Here is a 19,448-nt window from a genome sequence, read left to right on the forward strand (position 1 = left end):
TCGGGGAATCCGCACCGGGATCAAGGCCCCGCCGAAGAGTCCCCATCGCCGAGCCCCGCCAACCCGGCCCGCCCCTCCACCCCGAGTTTCCGATAAACCGCCGTCAGGTGGTGCTCAACAGTCCGGAGCGTAAGAAAAAGCTCCTCCGCGATCTGCCGATTCCCGGCCCCCAGAGCAGCACGCTCCGCGATCCGCCGTTCCTGTGCGGTCAGCGCCTCCGCCCCGAACTTCGGCGCGTTCGGCCGCCGCCCGGCGACTCTGGTGAGCGCCTGCGCGGACTGTTCGGCGAGCCGGTCGGCGCCGCATTCGGTGGCGACGCGGTGGGCGATTTCGAGAAACGCACGCGCGTCCGACCGGTGACTGGCGCGGTGGTGCATGAGTCCTAAATGGAACGCCGATGCCGCGTACGGCAGCCTGGACGGGGTGTTTTCCAGCAGCGCCAACGATTCCGCCAGCGGCTCGATATCCGAGGTGACCCGGCCCAGCGCGCTCAGCGTGACCCCGATCGCGCCGGGCGCGCCCCAGGTCCGGGCGAGGGCGAGCTCTTCGCGTACGAGTTCCTCCGCCTCCCCCTGGCGGTCCAGCCGGTGGCAGAGCAGCGCCGCTCGCGACCGCCACGGATTGTCCGCCGGGTTGATGACCTCGAACTCGGCCTGGCGCCGCCCGGATTCCCGGTGGTCGGCGAGCGCGCCTTCGAGATCGCCGAGATGGGCCCGCACCAGGCCGCGGCCGGCCAGCAGCACCGGGGCGTAGTAGAACGGCTGCCACTGCTCCATCGCTCCGACCGACGCCAGGATCGCTTCGGCGGCAACGATTTCGCCGCGCGCGAGTTCGGCGCGGATCAGCGTGCCCTCCCACGAGGACGGGCTCACCGCGCCTCGCGAAACACTGTCGCGGATGGCGATGGCCGCCCGCATTTCGTCGACCGCGTCGGCCAGCCGCCCGGTGTGGAACGCCAGTACTCCGCCCAGCCCGTGGCCGTACTCGGCGAACAGCGGCTTCCCGGCGAGCGGCGCGGTGTTCACCAGGGTTTCGACGTACCGCGAGGCCAGCTCGAACTCTTCCGCCCGGTTGAACACGATGCAGCCGTGCAGATACGCCAGCAGGGCCATCGCCGAGCGGTCGTCGGACATCTCGTTCGCGCGCAGGGCCTGTTTCACCGCCTCCTCGCGCGATTCCCCCAGCGCGGACAGGTACTGGGCCGTCATCGTCGCGGCGAACCGTTCCGGATCGGGGTAGCCCACCGCCATCTTCCGCAGCCGCTCCAGCCGCTCGGCGTGCGGGAACCCGGGGAAGTTCATCCCGGCGGCGATCCCGAACCCGTCCATCGCGACGGCGAGTTCGGGCGCCCGTTCGGCGAGGTCCCTGGCGGCGCGGTCCGGTACGCCACCGGTCGGTGACCAGACTCCGTTGGCCTCGGTGAGATCGGTGACGACCTGCGCGACGAACGCCGCTTCCGGCTGTTCGTCTTCAGGCAGCACGGCGAGTCCTTCGAAGGCCTCGGTGAGATGCGCCGACGCGGCACGGACGTCGACGCCGAGTTCGGCGCACCCGAGCTCACCGAGCACCTCGAACCGGGTGGCTCCGGCCGGACACTCTTCGAGCGCCCGACGCAGATAGCGCGCCGAAACCTGGGAAACGCCCCGGTTCAACGCGGTGCGCGCGGCCGCCCGGAGCACATCGGCCGCCCACGGCTCCCCGATCGGGTCGCACGCCAGCAGATGCGCGGAAACCTGCTCCGGCTCGTGGTCCCCGCCTTCGAGGATCCGCGCGGCCTGGGCGTGCGCGGCGCGGCGGCGGCCCTGCCGGATCTCGCCGTCGACCGCGTCCCGCACGATGGAGTGCACGAACCGCAACGCGGTCCAGCTGTACATCAGCCCCATCCCGGACAGTGCCCGCGCCGCCTGTCCGGCCTCTTCGACGCCGATGCCCGCCAGCGCCGCCACCTCGGGCAGCTCCGCGTCCTCGCCGAGGATCACCACGGCCTCCGCGACCGCGGCACCACGCGGGTCGGCGCGCCGGATGCGCGTGAGCACCCAGGTCGAGACGCGCTGCGAGCTGAACTCCGTCACCGCCCCGATGGCCTCCCGATCGGGGCACACCCCGGCCTCGGCGAGCGCGGACATCAAGGCCCGCAACAGAAACGGGTTGCCCCCGGTCGCGCGGTGACAGGCTTCGACGAAGACGTCCTCGGGCTCGGTACCGAAGACCGCCGCCGCGAACGCGACGACGTCGGCCAAGGCGAGTCCGCCCACACCCACCGGGCAAAGGCGCGCCACCAGCTCTTCGACGAGGTCGTCCTGCGTCCCGTGCAGCCCGGTGGTGCGGGCGGTCATGAGCACCGCGCGGGTGCCGTCGGTCCCGCGCAGGAACTGGCACAACCAGTGCAGCGACGCGCCGTCGCCCCACTGCAGGTCGTCGACGACCAGTACCAGCGGAGCGAGCTCGGCCAGCCGTCCGGCCAACGCGGTGAGCGCGTGCAGCACGGCGAAACCGGTGTCCCCCGGCTCGACGCCCGGTCCCCCGCCGGGCCACACCACCGCGTTCGCGGGCGCCACGACCCCGCTCAGAATCCCGTCGCGGCCGGCGTCGGTGAGCACGGCGAGCGCCGGCTGGAAAAGCTGGCGCACCACACCGAACGCGTAGTCCTGTTCCAACGGGTGTGCCTGGGCCCGCAGCACCTGGCAGCCCTTGGCCACGGCCTGTTCGGTGGCCTTGCGCAGCAGGGCGGTCTTGCCGACACCCGGCACCCCGTTGAGGACGAAGTGCTCCGGGCGTCCCGCGGCCAGCTCGCTCAACACGGTGCCGGCGGCGGCGAGCAAGGCGTCCCGGCCGAACATCGGCGTACTCATGCAGTCTCCGTCGTAGCGAGCGCTGTCGCGAGCTCCTCACGGCCTTCGACGCCGAGAACCCGGTACGCGCCGGTGAGATGATGCTCGACCGTCCGCAGGCTGAGGTAGTGCCGCTCGGCGATTTCGCGGTTGGTCGCCCCGGCCGCGGCCAGCTCGGCGATCCGGCGCTGCTGCGCGGTGAGGGCTTGGACGGCGGCACGCACCACCCGCGGACGTCGTCCCCCGGCGAGGATGACCGCCGCGCCCAGTTCCTCGGCGACGGCCGTCGCCCCGCAGTCCGTCGCCAGCCGGTAGCCCTGCCGCAGCTGGGATCGGGCCTGTTCGACCCGGCCGCGCCGATGCTGGGCGAGGCCGAGGCACAGCAGGGTGCGGGCGAGTTCCAGCTTCGCGGTGGACCCGCCGAGCACCTCGGCGGATTCGAGCAGCGGTTCGACGTCGTCGTCGATGATGCCCAGCGACCGCAGCGCGATACCGAGCGGTCTCGGAGCTCCCCAGTCGCGCGCGAGCTCCATTTCTTCGACGACCAGCGCTTTCGCCTCGGCGGTCTGGCCGAGGCGATGGTGGGCGAGCGCGGCACGGGACCGCCAGTCCGACATGGCAGGATTGACGTTCCTCGCCTGCCCGAGGTTCCGGCCGTGGGCGAGATGGTCCGCGAGCGCGCCCTTGACGTCGCCGGTGCGCATCCGGTGCCGCCCCCGCGCGCTCAGCACGGACGCCGCGACAGCGCCGGTCACCGGGCCGTCACCGGCGAGCCCGAGCTCTTCGAGCAGGGTGGTGACGCCGCCGAGGTCACCGAGGTCCAGCAGGGACTCGGTATGCGCGGCGTGGAAGTCCGGATGCCCGCGGGTGCCGTTGATCGACTCCTCGATCTCGCTGCCGATCATCAGCTCCTCGATGGTGTCGACCGGTCTGCCTTCCTCGTAGGCGATCCGGCTCACCACGTAGTGCGCCCATTCCGCCGCGGCGGGCAGACCCGTCGCGTGGGCGAACTCGAACAACCCGGCGGCGCAGTCGTCCGCCAGGTCGAGCCTGCCCGCCAAGACGGCCACGCCGGCCGCCAGCGAGTTGGCCACCATACAGAACTGGGTCGGCGGCCCGAGCGCGAGAACCCGTTCGACGAGGGCGACGGCCTTGGCACGCGAGCCGCCCGACAGGCCTTCGTCGACGGCGATGGTGGCCAGCGCGATCCGCTGGTTCCCGGTCTGCGACGACTCGGCCAGCCGGTTGGCCCGGTCCTCCCAGTCCGGTTCGAAAACGCGCTGCCGGTGGACCAGGCTGGTCGCTTCGAGCCGGTCGACGAGGTCGACGTGCGAGGGCCCGATCCTGGCGACCGCGCGGTCCAGCAGGTCGGAGGCGGGGCGGATGTCCCCGCGCTGGATCATCGCGGAGGCCAGCGGGGCGGCGATCCGGCAAAGGGTCTCGGGGTCTTCGGTCAGTTCGAAGGCCTCGGTGAGATGGGCGACCGACGACGAGAGGTCCACGGCCAGTTCGGCTTGGCCCAGCTCGATGAGCACCGGCGCACGGTCCTCATCCGGCAGCGGCTCGCACAAGGCGCGTCGCAGGTAGGTCACCGCGACGTCCGGCGCACCGCGCCGCGTGGCCGTCCGGGCGCCGTCACGCAGGACGGCGGCGATCCACGGCTCCCCGATGTCGTCCCCGGCCAGCAGGTGGGCGGCGATCTCCTCGGCCGGTCGCCGCTGCGCGTACCGGAGACGCGCGGCTTTGCCTTGTGTGGCAAGGCGTTCCGTCGGCGGGATGGCTTGATCGACGGCGTTGCGGACCAGCGAGTGCACGAACCGCAACGGGTGGTCCCCGGCCAGGAAACGCAGCGCCGCCAGCACATCCGCCGCCTCCCCCGCGGCGTCGAGGGTCAGCCCGCTCAGCGCGGCGGCCGTCGCCAGGTCGGTGCCGTCACCGAGCACCACCAGCGCTTTCGCCAGTTCGACCGCGTCGGCGGAGCCGCGGCGCATGCTGGTGTGGACCCACTCCGACACGTCGCTGGGCCCGAGATCGGCGAGATAACCGACGCCTTCTTCGTCCGGGGCCAGGCCTTCGGCGGTGAACGCGGTCGCGATCGAGTGCAGCAGGTACGGATTTCCCTCGGTGGCGCGCTCGCAGGCGGCGAGGAAATCCGGGCAGGGCTCGCGGCCGAAGCGTCCCGCCGTCAGCTCCAGTACTTCGTCGCCGGTCAGCGCTCCGACGGACACGGGGGTCAGCGTTTCGGCGAGTTCGCCCAGCAATTCCGAGTCTGTGCCGGGCTCACCGGTGTTCCAGCTGGCGGCGATGACCAGCGGCAGCGCGTCGGCGCGCCGGGCCAGGTAGAGCAGCCACCGCAGGGAGGCGGTGTCGGCCCAGTGCAGATCGTCGACGGCCAGCATCAGCGGCCGCCGCTCGGTGAGCCGCACGGTCAGCCAGTAAAGCGCGTGCAGCATCACGAAAGTTTCGACTTCCGCCGATTCTGTGCTTTCGGGAAGGACCACCGCGGCGGCCGGACTCGCCAAGTCGGACAGCAGCGCGGCACAGTCCTCTTCGGACAGCGTAGCCAGATAGGACCGGAAAAGTCCGCGCACCACACCGAAGGCGAAATCGCGCTCGTGCGGGCGTCCTTGCGCCCACAGCACGGTGGCCCCGGAACCGGCCGCCAGATCAGCGGTAACCTGCAGCAAAGCCGTTTTCCCGATACCCGCGGGGCCGTCGAAGACCAGGCGCGCCGACCCGGCGCCGAGTAAGCCCCGAACAGCGTTCACCTCGGCGCCTCGACCTGCCAATGGATACAACTGTTCCCTCACGACTACCCCTGCCCTCGGTTTTACCCGCCCCCCTCGGCGGTCGGCTGCACTGTAGCGATCGAACACCCGGAGCCGTCACCCGCCGCGAAAACGGCCAGATACCTCGAAACCGGGCTCTTTTCGGTATCGATCGACGCCGGGAAACACCATGTCGAACTAAAAGTTGCGGTTCCACCACGATGCAACACGCAAGGCCACTGACTACAACATCGGACGGGAACGCCGGTGGACCACCGGCAGGAGGTCGCGAATGTCCGCGGAGGGGCTTTCCATGAATCAGGTTGTCAACCAGGTACGAGTGCTCGTTCAGGCGTCGGACCCGCTGGTCCGGGCCGGACTGAGGGCGTATCTCGAGTCCAGGCCACAGCTGGAGGTGGCAGGCGGGCGCGCCGACGAGGTGGATGTGATCCTGTTCGTGACCGACCGGGTGTCCACCGAGACCGTCATCGATCTGCGGCGATCCGCCGCGGCCGTCGGGTCCCCGGTCGTGCTGGTCGCCGACGACATCGACGAAAGGGCGCTGCTCACACTGGTCAGCTGCCATGTGGTCGCCGTGCTGCCGCGCCACAACGCCGTCGGCAGCAGGCTGACCCCGGCCCTGCTCGGCGCCGCCACCGGCGACGCCATGATGTCCCCCGCGCTGCTGGGGAAGCTGCTCAACGGAATCCGGTCGCTGCAGCGGGAGGTGCTCGCACCGCAGGGCTTGAACGCCGACGGCCTGAGCTCCCGCGAGGTCGACGTGCTGCGCCTGCTGTCGGAAGGCAGGGAGACCGCCGAGATCGCGAAGAAACTCGGCTACTCCGAGCGCACGATCAAGAGCGTGCTCCACAAGGTCACCACCCGGCTCAACCTGCGGAACAGGCAGCACGCCGTCGCCTACGCGCTGCGTTCCGGTGTCATCTGAATGATCCGTCACGACGTCCGCGCGTCGTGACCCGCCCTCGCCACAAGGACTTAGGCTGACGCCCACGCGAGATGTCGACATCTCGTTGTGCCTGGTAGCTGGGATCATGGTTACGGCAAGTCGCGCTGCTCGCCGACACCAGCGCGGAGTACTACCTGCGCCTCGAGCGGGCCGTGACCAGCACCCCTCCGAGCAAGTCCTCGACAACATCGCCCGCGCCCTGCGGCTCGACACCGACGCCGAGATCGGGGGGCTCAGCCTGCGCAGCGACCGGTTCCGGACGTTGTGGGCCCGCCAGGACGTCCGGCAGAAGACGAGCGGGACCACGCTCCTGCTGCATCCGCAGGTCGGGCCGCTGGATCTCCAGTACGAAAAACTCGCCCTCCCCGGCACTTCCGGCCAGATGCTCATCACCTATCACGCGGAACGCGATTCCCCGTCCTACGAACGACTGCAGCTGCTTTCCCATCTGGCGGAAAACCCGGCGGAATGAAGAATTGAGGGCCTCCCGGCAACGGAAGGCCCTCAATTCGTTTCGGGAATCACCTCAGAACTGCGGGACCTCGGTGACGGTCCGGCCGTTGAGCGGCTGGGTCGAGCGGGCGTTGCCACTGGTGAAAAGGCCCTGGAAACGCGCGATCGTCGCCGGCGACACGGTCAGTTCCGCGGTCAGGAACCACTGCACGCCTTCGGTGAAGGGCGCGGTGGTCAGCGAACCGTTGTACCGCAGCGTGCTGCGGTTCGCGGGCAGGAGGGAGTCGAGGTTGATGTCGTGCAGCTCGACGGACTCGCCGCATTCGGGCGCCAGCGTCGCCAGCACCTTGTCCACAGTGGACGAATGACCCGCACGCAGCGGGACGCCGATCACCAGGAGCTTGCCCGCGGCGCTGCGGTGCACGAAGTGCATCTCCAGCGGATCGGTACGGCCCTGGAACCGGTGCTCGGCCGGGGTGTGGAAGTGGAACTGCTCCAGCTCGTACCGCACCCCCGCCAAGGTCACGTGCGCGGCGCCGGGCGTGACGATGGCCTCTTCGGTCTCCTCGTGGTCGCGGGTGGTGCAACCGGCGGGATTGGCCGCGTCCTTGCGGATGTACTCCAGCTCCAGGTCGGAGTGGCCGTACGAGATGTCGAGCTTGGGCTGGCTCGGATCGATCTTGATCGAGCCCACCGTGACGTTGATCGGACTCTGCGCCGGGGTCTGCGACTGGGCGGCGGTTCCGCCGGTCGTCACCACGGTCACGGCGAGAGCCAACGGGATCAGGATGGCGCCAAGGCCTTTACGGGTCACGCTGTGAACCTTTCGGAAACCGAAAGAACCTGATGATCCTTCCGGACAATCAAGCCTCGCCCAGGCGGGTGAAACTCAATTGAGTCGCCATATCTTCTGGCCGGGAAGATCGTTCCACAAGTAGGGAAAACAGGGTGTTTCCCGCCAAATACCGGCGAAAAGCCGATTACCGGACATTGACGACAGTGATCCGCATTACTCTTATTCCCGACTATCGGGAAATTGCTTACCATGTGCGTCCGGGTGACTACCTGTAGTGTTCGCGGCGTGTCTGCTCAGCGTGCGCTCCGGCGCCTCTCCGTGGTCCTCGTCCTCGTTTTCACCTTCGCCACTCCCCTCCCCGCCACCGCCGCTCCGACCTGGAAAGCGGGCGCGTGCACCTCGGCCGAGGGGGTGACGGTCGCGGCCGACCTGACCGGCGCGGGCCGGCCCGAAGTCGTGGTGCGCTGCGTTTCCGGCGATCCGGGCACCGCGCGGACGGCACTCGACCGGGCCGGTCTCACGATCCACACCAGCGAGCAGGCCGGCGTGTACGAGGAGCGCGACCACGTCTGCCGCGTCGAAAACCTGCCCGCCACGGCCGACGCCTGTGCGGGACACCAAGAAGGCAAGCCCTACTGGAAGGTGTGGCGCGTCGGGATCGACCCGGTCGCGTGGCGCGGCACCCAGACCGGCGGCGGCCCCAGCGGGCTACGGGTCTGCCCCGGCGCGCTCGTCGGGTTCAGTTTCGGGGTCGGCACCCCGCAGCGGCCGAACGAGATGTCCGTGACCCCGGAGCGGGTCGTGACCACCCCGGGCTGGCTGCCGCCCGCCTGCTGATTTCCGTACCCGGATCGCACCCGGGCGCGCAGGTCGCGTTTAGGCCGTGGTGATGAGTTCGTCGGTGACCCAGCGTGCGATGTCGGCGGGGTAGGGCGCGGGAATGCCGAGGACGAAGTGCCGGAAGCCGGCGTCGATCGCTTTGCCGATCTCGCCCCGGGTGCTGCCGGGCTGGCCGTAGGAGACGGGCAGGTGGATCGAGCGGGTGATCGAGGCGGGGTCGCGGCCGATCTCGGTGCAGTAGCGGTCCAGCAACGCGCTGCGGCTGACGACGTCGTCGATGTCGCCGCCGGGGATGTTCCACACGTCGGCGTGCTCGGCGACCACGCGCAGCGTCGCGGACGAGCGTCCGCCGATGAGGATCGGCGGGTGGGGGCGCTGGACGGGTTTCGGGTTGCCGAACGCTCCGGCGAGCTGGTGGTAATTGCCGTCGAAGTCGAACGGTTCGGCCGCGGTCCACAACCGCCGGATGATCGTGCACGCTTCGGCGAGGCTCCCCACGGCGTGCGCGGCGTCGGGGTAGGGCAGGCCGTGTGCGTCGTACTCGCGCCGGGCCAGCGGGTGGCTGGGGCGTGAGCCCGCGCCGATCCCGAAGTCGAGCCGTCCGCCGGAGACGATGTCGACGGTCGTGGCGATCTTGGCCAGCATCGCGGGCGGCCGGAAGCGGTTGCTGGTCACGAGCAGGCCGAGGCGCAGGCGTTCGGTCTGCGCGGCGAGGGCCGAGAGCAGTGTCCAGCCTTCGTGGATCGGTCCGTCCGGGGCGCCGCCGATCGGCATGAGGTGATCGAACAGCCACGCGTGCTCGATCTCGGGGATCGCGTCCGCCTCGCGCCAGACTCGCAGGATGTCGTGGTAGCCGACCTGCATCGGGGCGGTCAAGATCCCGAAACCGGGCTTGGGTGTGTGCGTCATGGAACTGGTGATCCTTTCGACGATCAGCGGCGGCGCAGGGCCGGGTCGAGTAAGGCGGGAGGGGTGTCGAACTTTTCGCCCGCGGCAAGGTCGACGCCGGGAGCGACGATGGCGTCGATCGCGTCGAGGACGTCGGCGGAAAGCACCGTGTCCGCGGCGGCGAGCTGCGAGTGCAGGTGGTCCAGCGTGCGGGGGCCGATGATCGCGCTGGTCACGGCCGGATGCGCGGTCACGAAGCCGAGCGCGAGCTGGATCATGGTCAGGTCGGCCTCGGCGGCGACCTTGGCCAGCTGCTCGACGGCGTCGAGCTTGGCCCGGTTGGCGGGGATGGCGGTGTCGAAGCGTTGCGGCAGGGTCTTCGAGCGGCTGGTGGCGATTTCCCGCCCCTCGCGGATCGCACCCGACAGCCAGCCCGAAGCCAACGGGCTCCACACCAGCACGCCGAGCCCGTACTGCTCGGCCACAGGCAGGACGTGGGTTTCGATGCCGCGTTGCAGGATCGAATAGCCGGGCTGCTCGGTGACGTACCGGCTGAGGTGATTTTCGCGGGCGGCCCATTGGGCCTGCACGAGGCGATACGCGGGGAAAGTCGACGAGCCGAAGTACCGGATCTTTCCCGCGCGCTGCAGGTCGGTCAACGCCGACAGCGTCTCCTCGTCGCTGGTGCTCGGGTCCCACCTATGGATCTGGTAGAGATCGACGTGGTCGACATCGAGCCGGCGCAGGCTGTTGTCCAGCTCGGTGACCAGCCAGCGACGCGAACTGCCCTGATGGTTGCGTTCGTCGCCCATGGGCATGTTCGCCTTCGTGGCCAGCACGATGTCGTCGCGGCGCCCGGCGATGGCTTTGCCGACCATCTCTTCCGACTCGCCGCCGCTGTACCAGTCGGCGGTGTCGATGATGTTGATACCGCCCTCGAGCGCGGCGTCGACGATGGCGGTGGCCTCGTCCTGGGTGGTGCGCCCGATCTGGCCGAAGTTCATCGCGCCGAGCGCGAGCGAGCTGACCTGCACACCGGTGCGGCCCAACGTGCGGTACTGCATGACAGTGTTCCTCCATTGCCTGGTTTGGTCGCCGGGCTCCGCTCTGGCATCATGAGCAAGCGGAACCTTGCTCCGGTAACGATACGGAACCTTGTTCCGTTTAGCAAGCACGGGTGATCAGAGGAGTGGCGCGGTGAACGACAGCGACGAGGGCGCGGCGCGGCCCAAGCGGGCGGACGCCCGGCGCAACGAGGAGACCTTGCTCGACGCGGCCGCCGCGATCTTCGTCATGTCAGGCGTGGAAGCGCCGGTACGCGACATCGCGGCCAAGGCCGGCGTCGGGGTGGGCACGATCTACCGCCACTTCCCGACTCGGGCGGATCTCATCATCGCCGTCTACCGGCACCAGGTCGAAGCCTGCGCCGAGGCCGGCCCGGTCCTGCTGGCGACCAGCGCGACCCCGCACGCCGCGCTGGGGCAATGGATCAACCTCTTCGTCGATTTCCTGGTCACCAAGCACGGCCTCGCCGCTGTGCTGCAGTCCGACAACGCCGGTTTCGACACGCTGCACACCTACTTCCTCGACCGCCTCGTACCGGTGTGCACCCAGCTGCTCGACGCCGCGGCCGCTTCCGGCGAGATCCGATCCGATCTGAAGGCCTTCGAGCTCATGCGCGGCGTCGGGAACCTCTGCATCGGCGCGGAGGATCCCCGCTACGACGCACGCCGGCTGGTCGAACTCCTCATCGCAGGCCTGCGCCAGGCGCCACCAGATGTCGGCATCACGTGATACCCCGCGTCCGCAACTACCGCCATCTGTCGACAGATGGCGGAGGTTGTTGAGGGCATCACGAGCGGGCGAGCAGGCCTGAGATGAGGACTTCGAGGGTTTCGCGCAGAGTGATGGTGAAGTCGAGGCGCAGGGCGGCCATGGCCGGGTCCTGCTCGTAGACGACGAGCATCGCGGCGGACGGGCGCGCGTGGGACCACACCGCGCCGGTCACCATGATGGCGGCGCTGGCGAACCGCATCGCGTCGTGCTCGCCGAGTTCGGGCAACCGGGCAAGGATCAGCCGCCCGAACTCGCCGACGTTCGCGATCGCGGTGCGCTTGTACTTGGCGGCGACCTCCGGGGAGACGTTGTGCTCGAGCACGGCGGCTTGCGCGCTCACCAGGTCGCACAGCACCGGGCGAACAGAAAGCGACTTCGCGACTATCGCGGCCACCTGGTCGCCACGTTCGGACGGCTTGGCATCGGGATCGACGGCAGCGAGCGCGCCCTCGAGCTGTCCGAGCCACTCCAGCGTCGCAGCGTCCAGTAGTTCCAGCAGGACGGCTTCGCGGGACTCGAAGTAGTTCAGCACGTTCGACTTCGCCAGCCCGACGCGGCGGCTCAGCTCATTGAGACTCAGCTGCGCGACCGGCATCTCGCCGAGCATCGCGCCGGCTGTTTCCAGGATCACGCGCCGCCGTTCCGCACGCTGTTCCTCACTGCGCGCGCGCTTGAAAGACGTCATCCCCCTACTCTACAGACCGACGGTCCCTTGCGAACAGACCGACGGTCTGCTAGCTTCGAGTCATAACAGACCGAAAGTCTTTAACACCTCGCTGAAGGAGCTCCCATGTACGTCGTCCCAGCTCAGGACGGGAAACTCGCCGTGATCACCGGCGCCAACAGCGGCACCGGCAAGGAGGCCGCCCGGCGACTCGCCGAAGCCGGCGCGCACGTCGTGCTGGCCGTCCGCACCGTCGCCAAAGGTGAGGCGGCCCGCGCGGAGATCCTCGACCGGCACCCGGGCGCCCAGGTCGAAGTACGCCGGATCGACCTCGCCGACCTCGCGTCGGTCACCGCGTTCGCCGATCGCCTCCTCGCCGACGGCGCCCCGCTCGACCTGCTCGTCAACAACGCCGGTGTGATGGCCCCGCCGCGCCGCATGACCACGGCCGACGGCTTCGAACTCCAGCTGGGCAGCAACTTCCTCGGCCCGTTCGCGCTGACCGTCCGACTCCTGCCACTACTGCTCGCCGCCGACGCCCCGCGCGTCGCCACCATGAGCAGCGGCACGGCCAACTACGGCCGCATCCGCTTCGACGACCTGCAGTGGGAAAACCGCCGCTACAGCCCCAATCTCTCCTACGCCCAGTCCAAGCTCGCCGATCTCCTGATGACCCGGCACCTCGCCGTCGTCGCGGCCGAGCGCGGCTGGAACCTCGTGAGTACGGCCGCTCACCCGGGCTACACCCGGACGAACCTCCAGACCGCCGGCGCGACCCTCGGCCGCGACAAGCCGTCGCCGCTACACGCCCTCGTGAGCGCGCTCGATTTCCTTCCCTCACAAGAAGTCGGGCGGGGCACCGAACCGCTGCTCCACGCCGCGACCAGTCCCGACGCGGTCGCCGGTGGCTACTACGGCCCCGGCGGGCGCTTCGGCCTCGTCGGCCCGACCACGGCCGTCCGCCCGCCGCGCCGGGCCCTCGACACCGCGACTGCCGCCCGGCTTTGGACCGACGCCGGACGCCTCACCGGCGTCGCATTGCCCGTCTCAGCCCGTTAAATACGCGAAAGACACCTTCGAAAAGGAGCGAAAACCCATGAGCACCAAGGTTTGGTTCATCACCGGAAGCGCCCGCGGCCTCGGCCGGGACATCGCCGAAGCCGCCCTGCGCGCGGGTGACCGCGTCGCCGCGACCGCCCGTGACGAACGGCGTCTCGACGAACTCGTTGCGGTGTACGGAAACAGCGTCCTCCCGATCACGCTCGACGTCACGAACGCCGACGCGACAAGGAAAGCCGTCGACGAGACCGTCCGGGCGTTCGGGCGGATCGACGTCGTCGTGAACAACGCGGGTTACGCGAACCTCGCGTCCGTGGAGGACACTTCCGAAGAGGACTTCCGCGCCCAGATCGAGACCAATCTCTTCGGAGTGGTCAACGTGACCAAGGCCGCGCTTCCCGTGCTCCGCAAGCAAAAGCAGGGCCGGATCATCACCGTGTCCTCGCTCGGCAGCCGCGCCACCGTCGCGGGCCTGGCGCCGTATCAAATGGCCAAATGGGCGGTGAGCGGTTTCAGCGAGGTCCTCGCCAGGGAGGTCGCGCCACTCGGGATCAAGGTGACCGCGATCGAACCCGGCGGGATGCGCACGGACTGGGCGGGCAGCTCCATGAACATCCCGGCCGCTTCCGAGGCGTACGCGCCGACGGTCGGCGTCCTGGCGGGGCTTTTCGAGAACGGTTACACGCGTGCCGCCGGAGATCCGGTGAAGGTCGCGCGGGCGGTCCTGCGACTGGTGGAGATGGACAATCCGCCGACGCGGCTCCTGCTCGGGTCCGACGCGCTGACCATGGCCAAGGCAAGTGCGAAGGCACTGGCGGACAACGACGCCGCGTTCGAGGAGTTCAGCCGCTCGACCGACCACGACGACGCGACCGCGGCCGAGCTCGACCCACTGGGCGTCGGCGGAATCCAGGTCTGAAACCCTTATCCGGCAAGGGTTTCGATCGAGACCTGCCACAACCGGGCCGCCGCCTCGGGGTCGAGCGCGTATGCGGCGAAACCACGGCGGACCCCGGGCTGGTTCGGCCCGGCCTCCTCGCAGTCCTCGAAGTACCGGCCGCCGACGCCGTCGAGCAGCGCCGACGCGGCGAGCAGGACCGAAGTGGCCGCACCCTGTTCGGGCGTCTTCCACGACACCCCGGTGCTGTTGGGCTCGAACGACGCGGGCGCGTTCTGGACGTCGCCGATGTGCCGGACCAGGTTGGTGCCCGGGATCCGGCCCGGGTTCAGCGCGTTGACCGTGATCCCTTCGGCGGCCCAGCGCCGGTTGGCCTCGACGGCGAACAGCACGTTGGCGGTCTTGGATTGACCGTAGGCGGCCCAGGGGTCGTACGGGCGGCGCTCGAAGTGGAGGTCGTCGAAGTCGACGTCACTGTTGATGTGCCCGACCGAGCTGACCGAGACCACGCGCGCTCCCCCAGCCGCGGCGAGCGCGTCGTGCAGGCCGGTGGCGAGCGCGAAGTGGCCGAGGTGGTTGGTGGCGAACTGCAGTTCCCAGCCCTGCGGGGTCCGCAGTTCCGGGGTGGCCATGATGCCGGCGTTGTTGAGCAGGATGTGCAGCGGCCCGTCCCAGGCGGCCACGAACTCCGCGACGGACGCCTGGTCGGCGAGGTCGAGCGGGGCGAGGAGGATCCGCTTGTTCCCGGTGTCGGCGATGAGGTCGTCGGCAACCCGTTGACCTGCTTCGATGTCGCGAACAGCGAGGGTGACTTCGGCGTTCGCCCCGGCGAGGGCGCGGGCGGTTTCGAGGCCGATCCCAGAGGCACCGCCGGTCACGATCGCCCGGCGGCCGGTGAGGTCGATGCCCTTGATGACTTCTCCGGCGGTCGACTGGGCGCCGAACTGGGTGGTGATGCGGTTGCTCATGACGGGCGTCCCTTTCCTGACTGGTTTACACTCGTAAGCGGAGCCGCGTCCGCTAAGTTCGAGAATAAGCGGACGCGACTCCGGATAGCAAGTCGTCCAGGAGGGATCTGTGTCACCTGAAGACGCCCGGCCGCTGCGCGCCGACGCCCAGATCAACCACGACAGGCTGCTCGACGCCGCCGCGCTGGCGTTCGCGAAGGACGGCGCGGAGGCGTCACTCAAGGCGATCGCCCAGGACGCGGGGGTCGGGATCGGCACGCTCTACCGGCGGTTCCCCACCCGGGACCGGCTCGTCGAGGCGACCTACCGCAACGAGGTCGCCCGGATCTGCGCGGCGGCGCCCGACCTGCTGAAGGCCTCACCGGCCGTCGAAGCGCTGCGCGTCTGGATGGACCAGTTCATCGACTTCCTGGCGACGAAACGCGGGATGGCGGAAGCATTGCGCGCGGTCCTGGTCGCCGACGGCGAGCTGCGGATGCGGACCCGCGACCTGCTCACGGACGCGCTGGCGGCGCTACTGAAAGCGGGCGCCGCCGAAAACGCCATCCGCCAGGACGTCGAGCCGGACGATGTGCTGATGGGCCTGGGCGGCGTGGCCCTGATCGCCGGTGAACCCGCCCAGCGCGATCAGGCACGCCGCCTGCTGGACCTGCTGGTGGACGGGCTTAAATACCGTGAACCAGCTGGGTGAGTCCGTGCAGCTGAGGAGGTGGCTCGTGAGTGGCGACAAGTGTTCTAACACTCGTAGCCACTCACGAGCCACCCACCCAAGCCGCGCACTACTCCACCAGGTGGGCTTCCGCGGGAACGCTGCCGCGCAGGGGCACCTGGCGGACGAACAGCGCGATGACGATCCCGGCGGCGGCGACCACGGCGGCCACCACGAACATCATGCCCAGCGCGTCGGTGACGCCGACCTGGAAGGTGTGCCGGGCCGCTTCGGGCAGTTCCCGCAGCATCGCGGGCGTCATCTGGTTACCCGCCACGGCACCCGCGCCACCCACGCCGGACAACGAGTCCGTCAGCGAACTGGTGTAGATCGCGCCGAGCAGGGCGACGCCGAGCGAGCTGCCCATGTTGCGGAGGAAGGTCGCGACGCCGGTGCCCGCGCCGATGTCCCGCAGCTCGATGCTGTTCTGGGCGATGAGCGTGGACGTCTGCATCAGGCAGCCCATCCCGGCGCCGAGGATGACCATGTAGATCGCCGTGGTCGTCTTGGAGGTGTCGGTGCCCAGCGTCGCGAACAGGCCGAGCGCGATGGTGAGCAGAATGCCACCCGCGATCGGGAAAACCTTGTAGCGGCCCGTTTTCCCGATGATCGCGCCGCTGGCGAGCGAGACGACCATGGCGGCGATCATCATCGGCATCAGCAGCAGCCCGCTGTTGGTGGCCGAGGATCCCTGGACGAACTGCTGGAACTGCGGGAGGAACGTCACCGCGCCGAACATCGCGAACCCGGAGATGAACGCCAGCCCGCCGGACAGGGTGAAGTTGAGGTTGGAGAACACCCGCAGCGGCATGATCGGCTCCGCCACGCGGCGCTGCACGATCACGAAAGCCACGAACGTCACGACGGTCACCACGGCCAGACCCAGGATCTGCGGCGACGCCCAGTCGTACTCGGTACCGCCCCAGCTGGTGATCAGGACGAGCGTGGTGATCCACACGGTCAGCAGCCCCGCGCCGAGCCAGTCGATGCGCGCCTTGCCGGTGCCGCGCGGCAGCTTCGCGAGGGTGATCCAGCAGACGACCAGCGCGATCGCGCCCAGCGGCAGGTTGACGTAGAACGCCCAGCGCCATGAGAAGTTGTCGGTGATGAAGCCACCGGCCAGCGGTCCGCCGATCATCGCGACCGGCATCACGGCCATCATCAGGCCCATGTACTTGCTGCGGTCGGCGGGCGGGATCATCTCGCCGATGATCGACAGCACACCGACCATCAGGCCGCCGGCGCCGAGCCCCTGCACCGCGCGGAAGGCGATCAGTTCGCCCATGTTCTGCGACATCCCGGCCAGCGCCGAACCGGCGAGGAACACCACGACCGAGGAGACGAAGACGATGCGCCGCCCGAAGAGGTCGCCGAGCTTGCCCCAGATCGGGGTGGACGCCGTCGAGGCGAGGATGTAGCCGGTGGTCACCCAGGCGAGATGGTTCAGGCCACCGAGGTCGCCGACGATCGTGGGCAGCGCGGGCGCGACGATCATGTTGTCGAGCATCGCCAGCAGCATCGCGATGACGAGCCCGCTCATCGTCACGATGATCTGGCGATGCGTGAACTGAGCGGGTGGCGCGTCCGCGGCCGCTGGGGAGGGTGGCGTGTCCGCCGTGGAGGTGTCTGTCGTCATGGTCTCGGATCCTTCGCGGAAACGCTAAGCTAACTTACCTGTCGGTCAACAGGCTACTTACTGACCGACAGGTAAGCAAGCGGTATGATGAAGTAATAGGGAACCGAAGGAGACCCGGGGCATGACACACCACCGCAAGGCAGCCGGAGACCGGCGCGCCGAGATCCAGCGCGTGGCGTTGAGCCTGTTCACCAGTCACGGCTACGAAGCCACCTCGATGCGGGAGATCGCCGAGCAGCTGGACATCACCAAAGCCGCGCTCTACTACCACTTCGACAGCAAGGAAGCGATCGTCCACAGCCTGTTCGAAGAGCGCGTGGCCACGATCAACGGCCTGATCGAGTGGGCCGAAAGCCAGCCCCGCTCCCCCGACAGGTCGGCGCGGGTCGCCGCCGCCTGGTTCTCGCTGACCACCGACGGCGGCCTCGCCTTCGCGCGGTTCGCCATCGCCAACCAAACGGCCCTGCGCGACCTCGCCCCCAAGAAGGGCGGCCCGTTCGACCACGTGCAGAGGATCTCGGCGCTGCTGTCGGAACCGGACGCCCCGCCCGCCGAACGCCTCAAGATCCGGATGGCGATGATGAGCGTCAACCTGGCCGTGATGAGCTCCCACGACCTCGATCTCTCCGACAGCGAAATCCTCGCCGCGGCGACCGAGACGGCCAACCTGATCTCCCCCGGGTTCCTGGCCGCGGTACCCACGACCATCTGAGCCGCTTTCCTTACGTGCGCCGGATCTCGTCGATCACCGAAGCCAGCATGGCGATCCCCGCACCGATCGTGCGTTCGCTGAGGGTGGCGTACCCGAAGATCAGGCCGCCGGGGCCGGTGTCGGAAAGGCGATAAGGCGTGACACCGTACAGCCCGACTCCCCGCTCGGCCGCGGCTCGCACCACAGTGGACTCGTCGAGATCGGGCGGCAGCCAGGTGACCAGATGCAGCCCGGCGGAGACACCGGCGGGTACCAGCTCGGGAACGTTGTCCCGCAAGGCTTTCAGGAGCGCGTCGCGGCGTTTCCGGTACACCGGCCGCATCCGCCGGAGATGCCGGTCGAATTCGCCGTGGGACAGGAAGTCCGCGAAGGTGAGCTGGTCGAGCACCGGGGAACCCCGGTCCGCCGCGAGCTTCGCCTCGGCGACTTCGTCGACCAGGTGCCGCGGCAGGACCAGCCAGCCGAGCCGCAGTCCGGGCGCGAGGGTCTTGCTCGCCGTGCCCGCGTAGACGACCTGTTCGGGTGCGAGTCCTTGCATGGCCCCGATCGGCGCGCGGTCGTAGCGGTACTCGGCGTCGTAGTCGTCCTCGATGACCAGCGCGCCGCGCCGGCTCGCCCAGCCGAGCACGCCCGCCCGGGACTCGGCCGACAGCACGCTTCCGGTCGGCCACTGGTGTGACGGCGTCAGGAGCACGGCGTCGGCCTCGGTGCGGTCGAGGACGTCGACCCGGATACCGCTGCTGTCGACCGGCACCCCGACGACGTCGAGCCCGGCGGCTGCGGCGAGCGGGCGGACGTCGTCCTCCGCGGACGGGTCCTCCACGGCGATCCGCTTCGCCCCGGACTTCGCCAGCACCTGCACGAGCAACGCGATGCCTTGGGCGTATCCGTTGCAGATCACGATGTTCCCCGGCCGTGCCGAGGTTCCCCGCACCCGGTTGAGATAGTCGGCGAGCGCCGCGTGCAGCTCCGGGACACCGCGGCCGCTGAGGTAGCCGAACCGCTCGCTCGGCGCCTCGGTGAGCACCCGGCGGACCGACCTGAGCCAGGCCGCACGCGGGAAGCTGGACACGTCGGCCCGGCCGTACCCGAAGTCGATCCGTAGCGCCCGCGCGGCCGCCCGCTCCGTGACCGGCTCGGGTTCCGGCCCGATCGCGACCTGGGTGTAGCCGCCCGCCCGGCTCGTCAGATACCCCTCCGCGACGAGCTGCTGGTACGCCTCGACAACCACACCCCGCGAGACGCCGAGGTCGGCCGCGACCGTCCGGGTGGGCGGCAGCGAAGTGCCCAACGGCAGCCGCCCCGAGCGGACGCCGTCCCGGATCGACGCGCTGATCTGGCGGTGCAGCGGCACCCCGGCGTCACGCCGGAGCTCGACGAGCAGGTCGCCCGCGAGATGCGAATTGGTCCTGATTCCGGCCAT

17 protein-coding genes are annotated in these 19,448 nt (G+C 69.4%); 8 read left to right on the plus strand and 9 right to left on the minus strand.

Features of this window, described 5'->3' with window-relative positions:
- Window positions 1-20 precede the first annotated feature (20 nt).
- Both VGP60_RS31540 and VGP60_RS31545 read right to left on the minus strand, forming a co-directional pair.
- Complete coding sequence (locus VGP60_RS31540) at window positions 21-2,852, minus strand: AAA family ATPase (protein ID WP_327551797.1); 2,832 nt, start codon at window positions 2,850-2,852, stop codon at window positions 21-23.
- On the minus strand, window positions 2,849-5,707 hold the full coding sequence (locus VGP60_RS31545) for an ATP-binding protein (protein WP_327551798.1): 2,859 nt from the start codon (window positions 5,705-5,707) through the stop codon (window positions 2,849-2,851). Before VGP60_RS31545 ends, VGP60_RS31540 begins: the two co-directional genes overlap by 4 nt.
- Before the next feature lie 205 nt (window positions 5,708-5,912).
- On the opposite strand from VGP60_RS31545, the gene VGP60_RS31550 reads away from it, so the two are divergent.
- Together VGP60_RS31550 and VGP60_RS31555 are read left to right on the plus strand one after the other, a co-directional pair.
- Window positions 5,913-6,545 (plus strand): response regulator transcription factor, encoded by a 633-nt coding sequence (locus VGP60_RS31550; RefSeq protein ID WP_327551799.1) that lies wholly within the window; start codon window positions 5,913-5,915, stop codon window positions 6,543-6,545.
- Between the two features lie 106 nt (window positions 6,546-6,651).
- Entirely contained in the window at window positions 6,652-7,038 is a 387-nt protein-coding gene (locus VGP60_RS31555) for a hypothetical protein (protein WP_327551800.1), read from the plus strand.
- 54 nt (window positions 7,039-7,092) lie between these two features.
- Here VGP60_RS31555 and VGP60_RS31560 read toward each other — a convergent pair whose 3' ends face one another.
- Window positions 7,093-7,833 carry a carbonic anhydrase family protein gene (locus tag VGP60_RS31560; protein WP_327551801.1) on the minus strand — a complete coding sequence of 247 codons (741 nt, stop codon included), beginning with the start codon at window positions 7,831-7,833 and terminating at the stop codon, window positions 7,093-7,095.
- Window positions 7,834-8,100: 267 nt separating this feature from the next.
- Between VGP60_RS31560 and VGP60_RS31565 the strand changes: the two genes are divergently transcribed.
- On the plus strand, window positions 8,101-8,652 hold the full coding sequence (locus tag VGP60_RS31565; RefSeq protein ID WP_327551802.1) for a hypothetical protein: 552 nt from the start codon (window positions 8,101-8,103) through the stop codon (window positions 8,650-8,652).
- Between the two features lie 39 nt (window positions 8,653-8,691).
- Here the strand turns inward: VGP60_RS31565 and VGP60_RS31570 are convergent, their stop codons facing one another.
- Window positions 8,692-9,564: an LLM class flavin-dependent oxidoreductase gene (locus tag VGP60_RS31570; protein WP_327551803.1), complete on the minus strand. Its 873-nt coding sequence runs from the start codon at window positions 9,562-9,564 to the stop codon at window positions 8,692-8,694.
- Between the two features lie 23 nt (window positions 9,565-9,587).
- Entirely contained in the window at window positions 9,588-10,607 is a 1,020-nt protein-coding gene (locus tag VGP60_RS31575; protein WP_327551804.1) for an aldo/keto reductase, read from the minus strand.
- A gap of 133 nt (window positions 10,608-10,740) precedes the next feature.
- Here VGP60_RS31575 and VGP60_RS31580 point away from each other — a divergent pair, with 133 nt between their 5' ends.
- A complete protein-coding gene (locus tag VGP60_RS31580) occupies window positions 10,741-11,337 on the plus strand; it encodes a TetR/AcrR family transcriptional regulator (protein ID WP_327551805.1) in 597 nt (198 codons plus the stop codon).
- A 58-nt stretch (window positions 11,338-11,395) separates the two neighbouring features.
- Here the strand turns inward: VGP60_RS31580 and VGP60_RS31585 are convergent, their stop codons facing one another.
- A complete protein-coding gene (locus VGP60_RS31585; RefSeq protein WP_327551806.1) occupies window positions 11,396-12,064 on the minus strand; it encodes a TetR/AcrR family transcriptional regulator in 669 nt (222 codons plus the stop codon).
- Window positions 12,065-12,169: 105 nt separating this feature from the next.
- On the opposite strand from VGP60_RS31585, the gene VGP60_RS31590 reads away from it, so the two are divergent.
- Both VGP60_RS31590 and VGP60_RS31595 read left to right on the plus strand, forming a co-directional pair.
- Entirely contained in the window at window positions 12,170-13,102 is a 933-nt protein-coding gene (locus VGP60_RS31590) for an SDR family oxidoreductase (RefSeq protein WP_327551807.1), read from the plus strand.
- Between the two features lie 37 nt (window positions 13,103-13,139).
- On the plus strand, window positions 13,140-14,021 hold the full coding sequence (locus VGP60_RS31595) for an oxidoreductase (protein ID WP_327551808.1): 882 nt from the start codon (window positions 13,140-13,142) through the stop codon (window positions 14,019-14,021).
- Window positions 14,022-14,026: 5 nt separating this feature from the next.
- On the opposite strand, the gene VGP60_RS31600 is transcribed toward VGP60_RS31595, so the two are convergent.
- Window positions 14,027-14,968 (minus strand): SDR family NAD(P)-dependent oxidoreductase, encoded by a 942-nt coding sequence (locus VGP60_RS31600; RefSeq protein ID WP_327551809.1) that lies wholly within the window; start codon window positions 14,966-14,968, stop codon window positions 14,027-14,029.
- Between the two features lie 109 nt (window positions 14,969-15,077).
- On the opposite strand from VGP60_RS31600, the gene VGP60_RS31605 reads away from it, so the two are divergent.
- Window positions 15,078-15,659, plus strand: coding sequence for a TetR/AcrR family transcriptional regulator (locus VGP60_RS31605; protein ID WP_327551810.1), 582 nt, complete (start codon window positions 15,078-15,080; stop codon window positions 15,657-15,659).
- Between the two features lie 88 nt (window positions 15,660-15,747).
- Here VGP60_RS31605 and VGP60_RS31610 read toward each other — a convergent pair whose 3' ends face one another.
- The gene (locus tag VGP60_RS31610; RefSeq protein WP_327551811.1) at window positions 15,748-17,313 is read right to left on the minus strand and encodes an MDR family MFS transporter; all 1,566 of its coding nucleotides are present in this window, start codon (window positions 17,311-17,313) and stop codon (window positions 15,748-15,750) included.
- 121 nt (window positions 17,314-17,434) lie between these two features.
- Between VGP60_RS31610 and VGP60_RS31615 the strand changes: the two genes are divergently transcribed.
- Window positions 17,435-18,025, plus strand: a complete 591-nt coding sequence (locus VGP60_RS31615) for a helix-turn-helix domain-containing protein (protein ID WP_327551812.1) — start codon at window positions 17,435-17,437, stop codon at window positions 18,023-18,025.
- A 10-nt stretch (window positions 18,026-18,035) separates the two neighbouring features.
- Here VGP60_RS31615 and VGP60_RS31620 read toward each other — a convergent pair whose 3' ends face one another.
- Complete coding sequence (locus VGP60_RS31620; RefSeq protein WP_327551813.1) at window positions 18,036-19,448, minus strand: PLP-dependent aminotransferase family protein; 1,413 nt, start codon at window positions 19,446-19,448, stop codon at window positions 18,036-18,038.

This window comes from Amycolatopsis sp. (genome assembly GCF_036008905.1).
Taxonomy (GTDB): domain Bacteria; phylum Actinomycetota; class Actinomycetes; order Mycobacteriales; family Pseudonocardiaceae; genus Amycolatopsis.

Excerpts from the sequence above, each read along its gene's own strand:
- VGP60_RS31570 (WP_327551803.1), bottom strand. The coding sequence starts at position 9,564 with ATGACGCACACACCCAAGCCCGGTTTCGGGATCTTGACCGCCCCGATG.
- VGP60_RS31585 (WP_327551806.1), bottom strand. The coding sequence starts at position 12,064 with ATGACGTCTTTCAAGCGCGCGCGCAGTGAGGAACAGCGTGCGGAACGG.
- VGP60_RS31555 (WP_327551800.1), top strand. The coding sequence starts at position 6,652 with ATGGTTACGGCAAGTCGCGCTGCTCGCCGACACCAGCGCGGAGTACTA.
- VGP60_RS31610 (WP_327551811.1), bottom strand. The coding sequence starts at position 17,313 with ATGACGACAGACACCTCCACGGCGGACACGCCACCCTCCCCAGCGGCC.
- VGP60_RS31600 (WP_327551809.1), bottom strand. The coding sequence starts at position 14,968 with ATGAGCAACCGCATCACCACCCAGTTCGGCGCCCAGTCGACCGCCGGA.
- VGP60_RS31540 (WP_327551797.1), bottom strand. The coding sequence starts at position 2,852 with ATGAGTACGCCGATGTTCGGCCGGGACGCCTTGCTCGCCGCCGCCGGC.
- VGP60_RS31620 (WP_327551813.1), bottom strand. The coding sequence starts at position 19,448 with ATGGCCGGAATCAGGACCAATTCGCATCTCGCGGGCGACCTGCTCGTC.
- VGP60_RS31590 (WP_327551807.1), top strand. The coding sequence starts at position 12,170 with ATGTACGTCGTCCCAGCTCAGGACGGGAAACTCGCCGTGATCACCGGC.
- VGP60_RS31575 (WP_327551804.1), bottom strand. The coding sequence starts at position 10,607 with ATGCAGTACCGCACGTTGGGCCGCACCGGTGTGCAGGTCAGCTCGCTC.
- VGP60_RS31615 (WP_327551812.1), top strand. The coding sequence starts at position 17,435 with ATGACACACCACCGCAAGGCAGCCGGAGACCGGCGCGCCGAGATCCAG.
- VGP60_RS31550 (WP_327551799.1), top strand. The coding sequence starts at position 5,913 with ATGAATCAGGTTGTCAACCAGGTACGAGTGCTCGTTCAGGCGTCGGAC.
- VGP60_RS31595 (WP_327551808.1), top strand. The coding sequence starts at position 13,140 with ATGAGCACCAAGGTTTGGTTCATCACCGGAAGCGCCCGCGGCCTCGGC.